The organism is Paractinoplanes pyxinae (assembly GCF_026626335.1).
Taxonomy (GTDB): domain Bacteria; phylum Actinomycetota; class Actinomycetes; order Mycobacteriales; family Micromonosporaceae; genus Actinoplanes; species Actinoplanes pyxinae.
This window is the reverse complement of the sequence record NZ_JAPNTZ010000007.1, coordinates 289,412-303,427: the sequence shown is the minus strand read 5'-3', so window position 1 is coordinate 303,427 and position 14,016 is coordinate 289,412. Positions and strand designations below refer to the sequence as shown.

General features: G+C 70.0%; 13 protein-coding genes. 9 read left to right on the top strand and 4 right to left on the bottom strand.

The window, feature by feature from the left end:
• The first annotated feature begins 7 nt into the window (after positions 1-7).
• Positions 8-820 carry an Fpg/Nei family DNA glycosylase gene (locus OWR29_RS21395; RefSeq protein WP_267564817.1) on the top strand — a complete coding sequence of 271 codons (813 nt, stop codon included), beginning with the start codon at positions 8-10 and terminating at the stop codon, positions 818-820.
• Here the strand turns inward: OWR29_RS21395 and OWR29_RS21390 are convergent.
• The 3 genes from OWR29_RS21390 to OWR29_RS21380 all read right to left on the bottom strand — a co-directional run bounded on the left by OWR29_RS21390 (position 798) and on the right by OWR29_RS21380 (position 4,741).
• Complete coding sequence (locus OWR29_RS21390; protein WP_267564814.1) at positions 798-2,084, bottom strand: polysaccharide deacetylase family protein; 1,287 nt, start codon at positions 2,082-2,084, stop codon at positions 798-800. The genes OWR29_RS21395 and OWR29_RS21390 overlap by 23 nt on opposite strands.
• A 113-nt stretch (positions 2,085-2,197) precedes the next feature.
• Positions 2,198-3,568, bottom strand: a complete 1,371-nt coding sequence (locus OWR29_RS21385; protein ID WP_267564813.1) for an FAD-dependent oxidoreductase — start codon at positions 3,566-3,568, stop codon at positions 2,198-2,200.
• 9 nt (positions 3,569-3,577) lie between these two features.
• A complete protein-coding gene (locus tag OWR29_RS21380; protein WP_267564811.1) occupies positions 3,578-4,741 on the bottom strand; it encodes a carboxylate-amine ligase in 1,164 nt (387 codons plus the stop codon).
• A gap of 149 nt (positions 4,742-4,890) precedes the next feature.
• Between OWR29_RS21380 and OWR29_RS21375 the strand changes: the two genes are divergently transcribed.
• From OWR29_RS21375 to OWR29_RS21365, 3 genes are all read left to right on the top strand, one after another.
• Complete coding sequence (locus OWR29_RS21375; RefSeq protein WP_438872632.1) at positions 4,891-6,279, top strand: carbohydrate-binding protein; 1,389 nt, start codon at positions 4,891-4,893, stop codon at positions 6,277-6,279.
• A 121-nt stretch (positions 6,280-6,400) separates the two neighbouring features.
• The gene (locus OWR29_RS21370; protein WP_267564809.1) at positions 6,401-7,681 is read left to right on the top strand and encodes a chitinase; all 1,281 of its coding nucleotides are present in this window, start codon (positions 6,401-6,403) and stop codon (positions 7,679-7,681) included.
• A 29-nt stretch (positions 7,682-7,710) separates the two neighbouring features.
• Positions 7,711-8,916 carry a carbohydrate-binding protein gene (locus tag OWR29_RS21365; protein ID WP_267564808.1) on the top strand — a complete coding sequence of 402 codons (1,206 nt, stop codon included), beginning with the start codon at positions 7,711-7,713 and terminating at the stop codon, positions 8,914-8,916.
• 24 nt (positions 8,917-8,940) lie between these two features.
• Here OWR29_RS21365 and OWR29_RS21360 read toward each other — a convergent pair whose 3' ends face one another.
• Entirely contained in the window at positions 8,941-9,585 is a 645-nt protein-coding gene (locus OWR29_RS21360; protein WP_267564807.1) for a DedA family protein, read from the bottom strand.
• Positions 9,586-9,714: 129 nt separating this feature from the next.
• On the opposite strand from OWR29_RS21360, the gene OWR29_RS21355 reads away from it, so the two are divergent.
• The 5 genes from OWR29_RS21355 (at position 9,715) to OWR29_RS21335 (ending at position 14,016) form a co-directional block, all read left to right on the top strand.
• Positions 9,715-10,047: a PadR family transcriptional regulator gene (locus tag OWR29_RS21355; RefSeq protein WP_267564806.1), complete on the top strand. Its 333-nt coding sequence runs from the start codon at positions 9,715-9,717 to the stop codon at positions 10,045-10,047.
• Entirely contained in the window at positions 10,044-10,970 is a 927-nt protein-coding gene (locus tag OWR29_RS21350) for a hypothetical protein (RefSeq protein ID WP_267564805.1), read from the top strand. The genes OWR29_RS21355 and OWR29_RS21350 overlap by 4 nt, the downstream gene beginning before the upstream one ends.
• Positions 10,971-11,100: 130 nt before the next feature.
• Complete coding sequence (locus OWR29_RS21345) at positions 11,101-12,747, top strand: alpha-amylase family protein (protein WP_267564804.1); 1,647 nt, start codon at positions 11,101-11,103, stop codon at positions 12,745-12,747.
• 50 nt (positions 12,748-12,797) lie between these two features.
• Entirely contained in the window at positions 12,798-13,562 is a 765-nt protein-coding gene (fabG, locus tag OWR29_RS21340) for a 3-oxoacyl-ACP reductase FabG (RefSeq protein WP_267564803.1), read from the top strand.
• A 49-nt stretch (positions 13,563-13,611) separates the two neighbouring features.
• The gene (locus tag OWR29_RS21335; RefSeq protein WP_267564802.1) at positions 13,612-14,016 is read left to right on the top strand and encodes a hypothetical protein; all 405 of its coding nucleotides are present in this window, start codon (positions 13,612-13,614) and stop codon (positions 14,014-14,016) included.

Below are 14,016 nucleotides of genomic sequence, written 5' to 3'. Positions count from 1 at the left end.
GCTGACCGTGCCAGAGGGACACACCATTCATCGGCTCGCGGGGCGCCACCGCGAGCTCTTCGCCGGGCAGCGGCTGCGCGTCAGCAGTCCGCAAGGCCGGTTCACGGGCGGCGCGGCCGAGGTCGACGGGCGCCGGTTGGTCGACACCGAGGCGTACGGGAAACATCTGTTGCACCACTACGAGGGCGACCTCAGCGTGCACGTGCACCTCGGCCTGTACGGGAAATTCGCCGACGGGACGCCGCCGGTGCCCGAGCCGATCGGTCAGGTGCGCATGCGGATCGTGGCCGATCAGCACTGGCTCGACCTGCGCGGCCCGACCGCGTGCGAGGTGTTCGACCCGGCCCAGGCGCAGATGCTGCGGGACAGGCTGGGCGCCGACCCGCTGCGCGACGACGCCGATGCCCAGGCCGCCGGCGGGAAGATAAGAAAAAGCACCAAGACCCTCTTCGCGCTGCTGCTCGACCAGTCGGTCGTGGCCGGGTGCGGGCTGATCTACGCCAACGAGGTGTTGTTCCGGGCCGGGCTGGCGCCGACCACCCCGGGACGGTCGATCAGCGCGGAGTGCTGGGACGAGCTCTGGACCGACCTGCGCGCGCTCATGAAAGAGGGCGTGGCCCGCGGCCGCATCGACACCGTGCACACCCGGCACACGCCCGAGGCCATGCAGCGGGCGCCGCGTGTCGACCGGCACGGCGGCGAGGTCTACGTCTATCGCCGTCCCGGGCAGCCCTGCCTGGTCTGTGGCACCGAGGTGGCGCGGGGCCCGCTGGCCGGGCGCAACCTCTACTGGTGTCCTAGCTGTCAGCCGGCGGCGTAGCGGGCGGAGCCGACGGCGTCGGGGTCTCTTCCGCCGGCGAGGGAATGCCCAGGGTGAACTTCTCGGCCAGATAAGGCAGAAGTTCCTCGTACGCGGCAATGGTGGCCGGCTGGTTGAAGTCGTGCGACAGCACGATCGACCCCGGCCGCACCTGCTCGCGCACGTCCTTGACGACCCGAGCGATGTGCTGCGGTTCGGTCTCTTTCTCGGGGTGGTCCCAGTCGCGCGGGTCGACCTGCCAGTAGAGCGAGGTCATCCCCGCGGTGCCGGCCACCCCGACCAGGCGGTCGGTGAAGTTGCCGCCGGGGGCCCGGAAGAACGGGATCTTCGCGGTGGGCACGGCGGCCAGGATCGCGGCGTTGGTCCGGTCGAGGTCGGCCTTGATCTTGGCCGGCTCGTCCTTACCGATCGTCAGGCTGTGGTCCCAGGTGTGGTTGCACAGCGTGTGCCCCTCGGCGACGATCTGGCGGACGATGTCCGGGTGCCGCTTGACCTGGGCGCCGACCAGGCAGAAGGTGGCCTTCACGTCGTACTGGCCGAGCAGTTGGAGGATCTTCGGGGTCTGCACCGGGTCGGGGCCGTCGTCGAAGGTCAGTGCCACCACCTCGCTGCCGGTGGTGCGCAGCGACTGGCCGGGGCCGGCGGCCGGCTGCTTGGGCTTCTCGGCGGCCTCGGTCGCCGGGGCCTCGGGCGTGGCCGGGGCACTCGCCGTGGGCTGCGCTTTTTCCGGAGCTGAGGCGTCCTTGTCCTCGGCCGGAGCCTTGTCGTCGTCGTCCCGTGCGGAACCATCGGAGTCGCCGGAGTCAGCGGATTCGGCGGCGGGCGGCGGTGCGGCCGGGCGGGGCGCCTTCTTCTCGGTCTGCACGCCGGCCACCGCCTGAGCGGCCGCGTTCACCGCGTCGAAGCCGTCGCGGCGCTGCTCGGCCGGCATGGCCAGCAGCACGATGCCGATCGCGACCAGCGACGCCAGCAAGGCCCCCTGCCGCGTCTTGCCCATCAGGATCCAGGACTCGATCGGCAGCGTGCCCGGTGCGCGATGGGTGCCGGGCGTCGGCCGGGCTACCGCATGCCGCCCTCCCCGCACGGGCTGGGAATGACGCGGGGCGCGGGGCGCCGGGACAGTCGTCTCGAGCGACGTCATCGAGACGCGGGGGCCGCTGCGCACGCTGACGTCGGCCAGCGATTCGGGCCGCCGGTGCCGCCCGGTGGAGGAGATCGCCGAAGCGTGACCCTGCGTCGGAATACGGGGCGATTGCGGCGACATGCTGCGTTCCTACCGTGCCCCATGATCATGCGCGAGACCGAATCGGTGGCCGGAGTGCTACGCACAGCGATAACCGCTGGCCGCGCTGTGTCACCCCGAAAACACAAATACGGTCAAAGGCTGGCGTGTACCGCCTCGGTGGCCTTTCGGGCAGCGATCAGAACCGGGTCCCACACCGGCGCGAAGGGCGGCGCGTAGCTCAGATCGAGCGCCGTCATCTCTTCCACAGTCATCCGGTTCCAGGCGGCGACCGCGAGGGCGTCGATCCGCTTGGCCGCCTCGTTGCGGCCGACGATCTGCGCGCCCAGCAGCAGGCCGGTGCGGCGCTCGGCGATCAGCTTGACTGTCATCAGTTCGGCGCCGGGGTAGTAGCCGGCCCGGCTGGTCGAGTCGACCGTGGCGGTGACGAACGAGTAGCCCGCCGCGTGCGCCTCCTTCGAGGTCAGGCCGGTGCGGGCCACCTCGAGGTCGCACACCTTGGTGACCGCGGTGCCGATCACGCCGGGGAACGTGGCGTAGCCGCCGCCGATGTTGATGCCGGCCACCCGGCCCTGCTTGTTGGCGTGGGTGCCGAGCGGCACGTGCACGGGCCGGCCGGTGAGCAGGTGCTGGGTCTCGACGCAGTCGCCGGCGGCCCACACGCCCTCCAGCCCCTCGACCCGCATGCGCAGATCGGTGCGGATGCCGCCGGTCGACCCCACGGGCAGGCCGGCCTCTTTCGCGAGCGCGGTGTTCGGTCGTACGCCCAGACCCAGCACCACGACGTCGGCCGGCAGCGTGCCGTCCGGCGTGACCACCGCCCGCACCCGCCCGCCCTCGGTCTCGAGCCCGTCGACGTGGGCGTCGGTCACGACCTCGATGCCCAGCCCGCGCATCGACTTCTGCACGAGGGCGCCCATGTCGGGGTCGACGGTCTTGCCCATCGGCTGGGGCGCCTTGTCGAGCAGCGTCACCTTGAGCCCGCGCAGCACCATCGCCTCGGCCATCTCGACGCCGATGTAGCCGCCGCCGATGACCACCGCGTTCCGCGGCTCCGGCTTCCGGTCGAGCCAGGCGTGGATGGCTTCGCCGTCGCCGAGCGTCTGTACGCCGAAGACGCCCGCGTCGCGCACCCGGGCCCACTCCGGCATGACCGGGGTGGCGCCCGCCGCGTACACCAGGTGGTCGAAGGGCTGCCGCACCTCGCCCCCGTCGTCGAGGTTGTGCGCGAGCACTTCCCGGCGGTCGAGGTCGATGCCGACCACCTCGTGCCCGAGCCGCACGTCGATGCCGGCCTTGCGGTGCTCCTCGGGCGTACGGGCGACGAGCTTGTCCCGGTCGTCGACGGCGCCGCCGATCCAGTACGGGATGCCGCAGGCCGAGTACGAGGTGAAATGCCCCCGCTCGAACACGACGATGGACAGCTCGTCCGGCCCCAGACGCTTACGGGCCTGCGAGGCGGCGGACATGCCGGCGGCGTCCCCGCCGATGACGACGAGTTTCACGCGCCCAGCCTACTTTTCCGGCGACTCCCCGCGAGTGAGCCGGGCGAAACGGTCGACGACGTCGGCCACCGAGCCGCCCTGGGCCAGGATCGCCTTCTGCCGGGCGGCGCCGGTGCCGTGCGCGCGCAGCTTGCCCAGCAGGGTGGTGGCCATCTCGAGGTCGCCGTGGCGCTCGAGCTCGGGCCGCACGTAGTCGAAGAGCTGGCGCATCAGCTTCCACGCCGAGCGCGGCTCGCGGGTGGCCATGTCGATGTTGAGGCCCTCGAGCCCGTCGTGCGCGGCCCGCCAGTGCGCGGCCATCAGCAGCGGGTGCGGCACGTCGGGGGCCGGGACGCCCGCGCGCACCTCGTTGACCAGCGTGGCGACCAGGGCCCGGGCCAGCGCGGCCAGCAGCACCGCGTCGTCGGCGGTGGGCATTACGTCGCCCATCCGGATCTCGACCGTGGGGTAGCGGGCGGACAGCCGGGCGTACCAGTAGAGCATGCCCTCGTCGAGCATCGCGCCGCTCGCCTCGAGGTCGGCGATCATCGTCTCGTAGTCCTGGAACGAGCGCAGGTAGGGCGCCGGGCCCACGGTGGGCCAGCGCTCCCACAGCATGAAGCGCCAGCTCGCGTAGCCGGTCTCGCGCCCCTCGAACAGCGGCGAATTCACCGTGGCGGCCTGAAAGATCGGCAGCCAGGGGCGCAGGTGGTTGAGCACCTGTACGCCGGTCTCGTCGTCGGGGATGCTCACGTGCACATGGGTGCCGCACATGCCGGCGCCGGGGGAGAGGTCGCCGAAGCGCTCCTGCATCCGGTGGTAACGCGGATTGTCGACGACGCGGATGCGCCCGCCCGCGGCCGGCCCGGTGCCGATGGCCAGCAGCCGCGCGCCGGCCGCCTCGGCCGCGTCGGCCACCCCGGCGCGCAATTCGCGCAGTGCCTTGGCCAATGCGCCGAGTTCGAGCTGGGGCGGGCTGGCCACCTCGATCTGGCTGCGCATGAATTCGTGCTGCACGGAGTCGCGCATCTCGGCCGGCAGGTGGTCGAACACCTCTTCCACGGCTTCGACAGCGCGTGGCTCGACGGCGTCCACCAGCAGGTATTCCTCTTCGACGCCCAGCGTGTGCAGGTCGTTCGACTCTGCTCTCTCGGCCAGCTCAGGGTCAATGATGGTCGAGCCCGCGTTGTCCATGCGCGCGGATTACCCGGTAGTTGCCGCACAGAAACTGTGCCGTTCCTGGGTACGAAGGGGCAATTGACGTACGTCCATGTTGACACCGACTTTGTAACAAGCGTGCAATCCGTGAGAGCGCTCTCACACCCCCTACGGAAGGCGCACTCATGTCCAGGAAACGGATGCGGGCTTTGCTCGCCTCAGCTGCGGCGATGCTCGCCGTCGCGGCCACCGCGGTGTTCTCGTTGAACGCTAACGCGGCCGTTCCGCCCGCCCCGTCCGGCATGTCGCTGGTCTTCAGCGACGACTTCACCGGGGCCGCCGGCTCCGGGCTGAACCGGTCGAACTGGCTCTACGACATCGGGCACGGCTACCCCGGCGGCGCCTCGAACTGGGGCACCGGCGAGGTCGAGTACATGACCGACTCGACGAACAACGTCTACCAGGACGGCGGCGGCAACCTGGTGATCAAGCCGCTGCGCGACTCGGCCGGCAACTGGACGTCGGGCCGGGTCGAGACCCAGCGCACCGACTTCGCCGCGCCCACCGGCGGCAAGGTGCGCATCGAGGCGCGGATCCAGCAGCCCAACGTCAGCGGGGCCGCGGCCGCCGGGTACTGGCCGGCGTTCTGGGCGCTCGGCGCGGCGGCCCGTCCGGTCGGCGCGACGAACTGGCCGGGCATCGGCGAGTGGGACATCATGGAGAACATCAACGGCCGCGAGTCGGTGTTCGCCGCCCTGCACTGCGGCACCAACCCGGGTGGCCCGTGCAACGAGACCACCGGCATCGGCAGCGGCGAGCGGGCCTGCAGCGGCTGCAAGACCGGCTTCCACACGTACGCGATCGAGTACGACCGCAGCACCTCGCCCGAGCAGCTGCGCTGGTACCTGGACGGCAACAACTACTTCACCCTCACCTCGAACGCCGTCGACTCCACCACCTGGAACAACGCCACCCACCACGGCATGTTCGTGATCCTCAACGTGGCGATCGGCGGCGGTTTCCCGGCCGCGTTCGGTGGCGGTCCCACCTCGGCCACCCAGCCCGGCGTGCCCATGCTCGTCGACTACGTGGCCGTCTGGCAGAGCTCGGGCGGTGGCACGACGCCGCCGACCACCCCGCCGACCACGACTCCGCCGCCCAGCGGCACCCGTGACGCGTACTCGCGGATCGAGGCCGAGTCGTTCAACTCCTCGGCCGGGGTGCAGGTCGAGACGTGTTCCGAGGGCGGTCAGGACGTCGGTTACATCGCCAACGGCGACTGGCTGCAATTCAATAACGTCAATTTCGGTACGGGTGGCGTGCGCGACTTCGTGGCCCGGGTCGCCTCGGGCGCCGGCTCCGGCGTGAGCGGCCTGATCGAGGTGCGCGTCGACAGCCGCAGCAACGCGCCGATCGGCAGCTTCGCGCTCGGCGGCACGGGTGGCTGGCAGACCTGGCAGTCGATCCCGGGCAACGTCTCGAACGTGACCGGCACGCACACGGTCTACCTGACCTTCACCAGCGGCCAGTCGGCCGACTTCGTCAATGTGAACTGGATCCAGTTCCGTCGATAGCCCCACCCGCGTACGCAGGGCCGGACCTTTAAGGATGTTTAAGGTCCGGCCCTCTGGACTTTTACTGTTAACAGTCCTAATGATTGATGCATCTCATTGGGTTCGGGTGGAGGGGATGGCCATGAGGCGATCCAGATCGGTAATCCTGGCGACCGTCACGGCGCTCGTCGCCGGTGGCGCGGCGACCTACTTCACCAGCACGGCCTCGGCCGCCGCGGCCTGCGCGCCGGCCTGGAGCGCCTCGCAGGTCTACGTGGGCGGCAACACCGCGTCGCAGAACGGCACCAATTACAGCGCCAAGTGGTGGACGCAGAACGAGTCCCCGGCCACCCACAGTGGACAGTGGGACGTCTGGAAGAACGACGGCGCCTGCGGCAGCGGCCCGACCACCCCGCCGACCACGCCGCCGACCACCCCGCCCACGAAGCCGCCGACGACACCGCCCACCACTCCACCGACCACCCCGCCGACGACGCCGCCCACCACCCCGCCGTCGAACGGCCAGCTGCCCAAGCACTTCCTGACCGGCTACTGGCAGAACTTCGACAACGGCGCCGCCCCCCTCAAGCTGGCCGCCGTCCCGAACAACTACGACCTCATCGCGGTCGCCTTCGCCGACGCCACCACCACCCAGGGCGCGGTCACCTTCAACCTCGACCCGGGCCTGGCCGCGGCGGTCGGCGGGTACACCGACGCCCAGTTCAAGGCCGACATCGCCACCCTGCACTCGCGGGGCAAGAAGGTCGTCATCTCGGTCGGCGGTGAGAAGGGCACGGTCGCCGTCAACAGCGCCGCCGCCGCGACCGCGTTCGCCGACTCGGTGCACCGCCTGATCACCACGTACGGCTTCGACGGCGTCGACATCGACCTGGAGAACGGCCTCAACGCCACCTACATGGCCCAGGCGCTGCGCAGCCTGCGCTCGAAGGTGGGGGCGAACCTCATCATCACGATGGCCCCGCAGACCATCGACATGCAGAACCCGCAGTCGTCCTACTTCGCGCTCGCGCTGAGCATCAAGGACATCCTGACCGTGGTGTTCACCCAGTTCTACAACTCGGGCGCGATGCTCGGCTGCGACCAGATGAACGCCTACTCGCAGGGCACCGTGAACTTCCTGACCGCGCTGGCCTGCATCCAGACCCAGGGCGGCCTGCGCCCCGACCAGGTCGCGCTCGGCCTGCCGGCCAGCACCCGGGCCGCCGGCGGTGGCTACGTCGCCCCGACCGTGGTCAACCAGGCGCTCGACTGCCTGGCCCGCGGCACCAACTGCGGCTCCTTCAAGCCGCCGGCCACCTACCCGGGCCTCCGGGGCGCGATGACCTGGTCGATCAACTGGGACGTCACCAACGGCAACGGCTTCGCCAACACCGTCAAGCCCCACCTCGCCACCCTCCCCTGAACCCCCACCCCGTGAAGAAGGACATCCCCGTGAAGTTGAGCAGGAAGTTGCTCATCCTCGGCACCGTCGCCGCCGCCGGCACGGCCGCCGCGGTACTGCCGATGGCCACCTCGAGCGCCGCCGCCGCGTGTGCCCCCGCCTGGAGCTCCAGCGCCGTCTACGTGGGCGGGAACACCGCCTCGCAGAACGGCATCAACTACAGCGCCAAGTGGTGGACGCAGAACGAGTCCCCGGCCACACACAGTGGACAGTGGGACGTCTGGAAGAACGACGGCGCCTGCGGCGGTGGCACCACGCCCCCGACGACTTCGCCCACCACGAAGCCGCCGACCACGCCCCCGACGAACCCGCCGTCGACCGGCACCAAGATGATCTCGGCGCCGTACGTCTACCCCGGCTGGGGCAACCCGCCGGCGCCGTCGACGCTCGCCTCGACCGGCGTCAAGGCGTTCACCATCGCCTTTGTGCTCGCCAGCAACGGCTGCAACCCGGCCTGGGACGGCGAGAGCGGCCTGACCGGCGGCGTGCACGCCGGCTACATCGCCCAGGCCCGGGCGGCCGGCATCGACATCGTGCCGTCGGTCGGCGGGTGGAGCGGCAACAAGCTCGGCCCGAACTGCTCGACGCCCGAGGCGCTGGCCGGCGCGTACCAGAAGATCATCGACGCGTTCCAGCTCAAGTCGATCGACATCGACATCGAGAACTCCGACGAGTTCGAGAACACCGTCGTGCAGGACCGCGTGCTGAACGCCCTGAAGATCGTCAAGCAGAAGAACCCGTCGGTGAAGACGATCCTGACCTTCGGCACCTCGCCGACCGGCCCGAACTACTACGGCACCCGGCTGGTGCAGCAGGCCAAGGCGCTCAACGCCAACATCGACATCTTCACCCAGATGCCGTTCGACTTCGGCGGCGGCGCGGACATGTACGGCTCGACCGTCGGCGCCACCGAGGGTCTGAAGAACCTGCTCAAGACGACGTTCGGCTACACCGACGCCCAGGCGTACTCGCACGTCGGCATCTCGGGCATGAACGGCCTGTCGGACCAGCAGGAGCTCACCACGGTCGAGACGTGGACCCGGATCCGCGACTACGCCAAGAGCAAGGGCCTGTCCCGCTTCACCTTCTGGTCGGTCAACCGGGACCGCGGCTGCGCTGGTGGCGGCGTGGTCTCCGACTGCTCCGGCATCGCGCAGGCCGACTGGGCCTTCACGAAGGTCAGCGCCGGCTTCTGACGTTGTTGGAAAGACGCGCGGCCGCTAACGTCCAGCGGCCGCGCGTCGCCGTTTGCGCACCTTCTTGACGACCCAGCTGCCGATGCCGACGATCAGCAATGCGTAGATGGCGTAGTCGAACCAGTGGCTGTACTTCTCGACGTTCTGCCAGCGCGAGCCGAGCGCGTAGCCGCCGCCGACGAACAACGCGTTCCACACCCCGCTGCCGATCGTGGTGAAGACGGTGAACTGGATCAGCGGCATGTGGTTGGCGCCGGCCGGTATGGAGATCAGGCTGCGGACGACCGGGGCGCAGCGGCCGAAGAGCACCGCCGCCTTGGCGTGCCGCTCGAACCAGCGGTCGGCCTGGTCGAGGTCGTCCGCGTCGACCAGGGGGATGTGGTCGAGCCAGCGGCGCAGCCGGTCCTCACCGAGCGCGTAGCCCAACCAGTAGAGGGCCAGGGCGCCCAGCACCGAGCCGGCCGTGGCGGCGACGAAGACCAGGATCAGGTTGACGCGGCCCTCGCTGGCCAGGTAGCCCGCCATCGACAGCACGATCTCGCTGGGGATGGGCGGCACGATGTTCTCGAGCGCCACCAGCAGGCCGACGCCCACCTCACCGAGCGACTCGATGACCGAGGCCACCCAGCCCGTCAGTCCGCCTGCCTGTGCCAGATCCGTCGCAGCCACCGTTTTCTTCTACCCGGCGCGCCTGAAACGAACCTGAACCCGCAGCGCAGTGCCCCTCGCGTCCGCGCTCCGGGAAATCGGCGGCTGCCGGCGCTGGATATATACCGACGGTCGGCATATGCTTCCGGTGTGAACGAGCCGACCTTCTTGATCCTCACGGCGCTGGCCGGCGAGGCCCGGCACGGCTATGCCGTGATCGAAGACGTCGAGGGCATGACCGGGGGGCGGGTCCGCTTGCGGGCGGGCACGCTCTATGCGGCACTCGACCGGTTGCGGGGCGAGGGCCTGATCGAGGTCGATCGGGAAGAGGTCGTCCAGTCCCGCCTGCGGCGCTACTACCGGCTCACGGGGGCCGGCGAGCAGAGCCTCGCAGCCGAGACCGCCCGCCTGCGTGAGCAGGCCACCATCGCCGAGGGGCGCCTGCGCGCCCGCCGCGCCGACTTCGGGGGAGCCACCGCGTGACCGAGATCCGCTACCGCCGCCTGCTCGCGCTCTATCCGCGCGACTTCCGGCAGGAATACGGCGACGAGATGCTGGGCGTCCTGATGGCCGACCCGCGCCCGGGCCCGGCCCAGGCGTTCGACGTCGCCCGCGGGGCGGTTGCCGCCCATTTCCGCGGCCTGTGGGCCGGCGAGAGCCGGGCGGCCCGGGTGGTGCAGATCTTCGGGGCGATGCTGCTCTTCGCCGTCGCATTGCGCCGCCTCGTGAGCGAGCTGTACGTCACGGTGCGCCACTACGCCGAGGTCGGCACGCAGTACATCGAGGTGACGAGCTGGGTGCGGGTTCTGGCCTGGGGTGTCGCGCTGGCGGCCGCCCTGCTCGGGTGGCGGCTGCTCGGTGCGGCCGGCGCCTCGGCCGGGCTGGCCGGCGAGATCCTGGTTCCGGCGCGATCCTATGTGGAGACGCCAGCCACGGTGCTGTACGCCTACTGGCTGATCGTCTCGGCGGCTCTGGTGCTGATCGCCGGGCTGGTCGCCGATCGCGGCACGGCCCGGCCGCGGGGCTGGCAGTGGATAGTCGCCGCGAGCACGGTTCTGGTGGTGCAGGGCGTGCTGGCTCCGCCGCTACGGACCGGGGCCTACGACCTGCAGTGGATCATCGTGCTGGTCGCGGTGGTGCTGGCCGCGATGGCGATCTTCCGGCAGGAGCGCCGGCTGCGGACCCGGCTGCTGTGCTGGGCGGCGCCGGTGGTCGCGACGGTGCCGGTGATCGAGTTCGGCTTCGGCGAGTTCATCGTCTACAACATGGGCCACCCCGAGTCGACCCACATGATCAACCCCGTCCAGTGGGCCGTGCTCGGGCTGGCGCCGGCCGCCGTCTTCATCGGCGCGTCGCTGCTCGACCGGCGCGGCCGGCTGGCCGAGGGCGGGCACGCAGCCGCGTGACGGCAGGCGGTCGCGCGGCGGGCGGTCAGGCGGTCAAGTGACGGCGGACGGGAACCCCGGCTGCGCGGCAGAATGCCGGTCGTGCGGCCGGGCGGTTTGGCCCGTCGGGGTCAGGGTGAAGTAGAGGGGCATGACTGACCGGTGGTATCAGAAAGCCGTTGTCTACTGCGCCGACATCGACACCTTCGCCGACTCCGACGGGGACGGGTGCGGTGACATCCGAGGGATGATCGGCCGGCTCGACTATCTGGCCCGGCTGGGCGTCACCTGCCTGTGGCTCAACCCGATCCACCCGTCGCCCGACCGCGACGACGGCTACGACGTGACCGACTTCTACAACGTCGACCCGCGGTTCGGGAATCTGGGCGACTTCGCCGAGCTGCTGCACCAGGCGGGCAACCTCGGCATCAAGGTGATCATCGACCTGGTCGTCAACCACACCTCGGACAAGCACCCGTGGTTCCAGTCGGCCCGGTCGTCGCCCGACTCGCCGTACCGCGACTGGTACGTCTGGTCCGACACTGAGCCGGCCGACCGTAAGCAGGGCATGGTCTTCCCGGGCGAGCAGGACGAGACCTGGACCTACGACCGCACGGCCAAGCTCTGGTACTACCACCGGTTCTACAAATTCCAGCCGGATCTCAACATCACCAACCCCGAGGTCCGCGAAGAGATCAAGAAGATCTGCGCGTTCTGGCTGCAGCTGGGTGTGGCCGGGTTCCGCATGGACGCCGTCCCCTTCATCATCGAGGAGACGCAGCCCGGCAACCCCAACTCTCCCAAAGACCTCGACTTCCTGACCGAGCTGCGGCAGTGGGTGCAGTGGCGTAAGGGCGACGCGGTGCTGCTGGCCGAGGCGAACGTCGAGCCGGCCGAGCTGACCAAGTTCTTCGGCGACGGCGGCGGCTCGAACAGCCGCATCCACATGCTGTTCGACTTCATGCTCAACACCCGCCTGGTGCTGGCCCTGGCCCGCGAGGACGCCGAACCGATCATCGACGGCCTCCGTGACACCCCCAAGCTGCCGCTGGGCGGTCAGTGGGCCACCTTCCTGCGCAACCACGACGAGATCGACCTGTCCCGCCTCACCGCCGAGCAGCGGGCCGAGGTGTTCGCCAAGTTCGGCCCCGACGAGAACATGCAGCTGTACGGCCGGGGCATCCGGCGGCGGCTGGCGCCCATGCTCGGCAACGACCGGCGGCACCTCGAGCTGGCCTACGCCCTGCAGTTCAGCCTGCGCGGCACCCCGGTCCTGCGCTACGGCGAGGAAATTGGCATGGGCGAGGACCTGTCGCAGGAGGGCCGGCACGCCATCCGCACCGGCATGCAGTGGTCGCTCACGGCCAACGGCGGTTTCTCGTCCGCCAAGACCGGTGACCTGGTGCGCCCGGTGATCTCAGGCGGCGACTTCGGCTGGGAGAAGGTCAACGTCACGCTGCAGCGCCACGACCCGCAATCGTTGCTCTCCTGGTTCGAGCGCATGATCCGTACGCTCCGGGAAGCTCCCGAGGTCGGGGCGGGCAGCTGCACGCACATCGATATTCCGGGTCCGACCAGTGTGTTGGTCCACCGCGCCGACGGCGAGACCGGCACGATGGTCTTCGTGCACAACCTGGGTACCGAGGCGGCGACCCTCGATCTCAGCGCCCTGGCCGCCGAGGCGGATCAGCCCAACGACGTCCTGGCCGACCAGGAATACCCCGAGCTCGGCAAATGGGACAAGGTTGAGGTCGCCGGCTACGGATACCGGTGGATCCGCCTGTGCCGGAACCCGTGATCGCAGGTTAAAGTGCACTCCCAGTGCAAATTTATCGACGGAGGCCGATAGTGTCCCAGTCCGCTCCCACCCGCGTCGCCATCGTCACCGGAGCCGCCCGCGGCATCGGTGAGGCCACCGCTCGCCAGCTCGCCGCCGACGGCATGTCCGTCGCCGTCGTCGACCTCGACGAGGGAGCCTGCGCCAACACGGTGACCGCCATCCACGACGCGGGTGGGACGGCGCTGGCCGTCGGGGCCGACGTCTCCGACCCGATCCAGGTCAACACCGCTGTCGACCGGGTCGCGGCCGAGCTGGGCGCGCCCACCGTGCTGGTCAACAACGCCGGCGTGCTGCGCGACAACCTGCTGTTCAAGATGACCGACGACGACTGGGAGACCGTGATGGCGGTCCACCTGCGCGGCGCCTTCCTGTTCAGCCGGGCCGTGCAGAAACACATGGTCGACGCCGGCTGGGGGCGCATCGTCAGCCTCTCCAGCACCTCGGCCCTCGGCAACCGCGGCCAGGCCAACTACGCGGCGGCCAAGGCCGGTCTGCAGGGCTTCACCAAGACGCTGGCCATCGAGCTGGGCCGGTTCGGCATCACGGCCAACGCGGTGGCGCCCGGCTTCATCGTCACCGACATGACGGCGGCCACCGCGGCCCGCGTCGGGGTGGATTTCGCCCAGTTCGAGAAGGCCGCCGTGGCTCAGATTCCCGTGGGCCGGGCGGGTCGCCCCGAGGACGTGGCGAACACCGTATCCTTCCTCGTCAGCGAGGGCGCCGGTTTCGTCTCGGGGCAGGTCATCTATGTTGCCGGGGGGCCCCGCGCCTAGGGCGGAAGTTGCTGCGACGCGCTACAAAGGGATGATGATGAACCGACGCATGAGCTCGCGTAGTGTGTCGCTGACCAGCACTTTCTTGCTTCTTGCGGCGGGTGGCGCGGCGGCGTGCGACAACGACGACGACTACCAGGACGCCGGCTTCTACTGCGCCGATGCGAACGGCACCGTTGTCGACGAGGACTACTGCGACGACGACAACAACAACGGCGGTTCCGGTCTCGGGGCCCTGCCCTTCTTCATCTGGTACTCCTCGGCCTACCGGCCGGGCTACCCGGTCGGTTACACGCTGCCGGCCGGGGGCAACAAGTTCGCGTACAACGACCGGGCCGCGCGGCAGTCCTTCGGGCTGCCCGCCACCGGCAAGATCGGTAACGGCACGGTGAAGACCAGCGTGGTCGGCAAGGGCGGCGCGGCCCGCGGTTCCAGCAAGAGCTCGGGCGGCTGA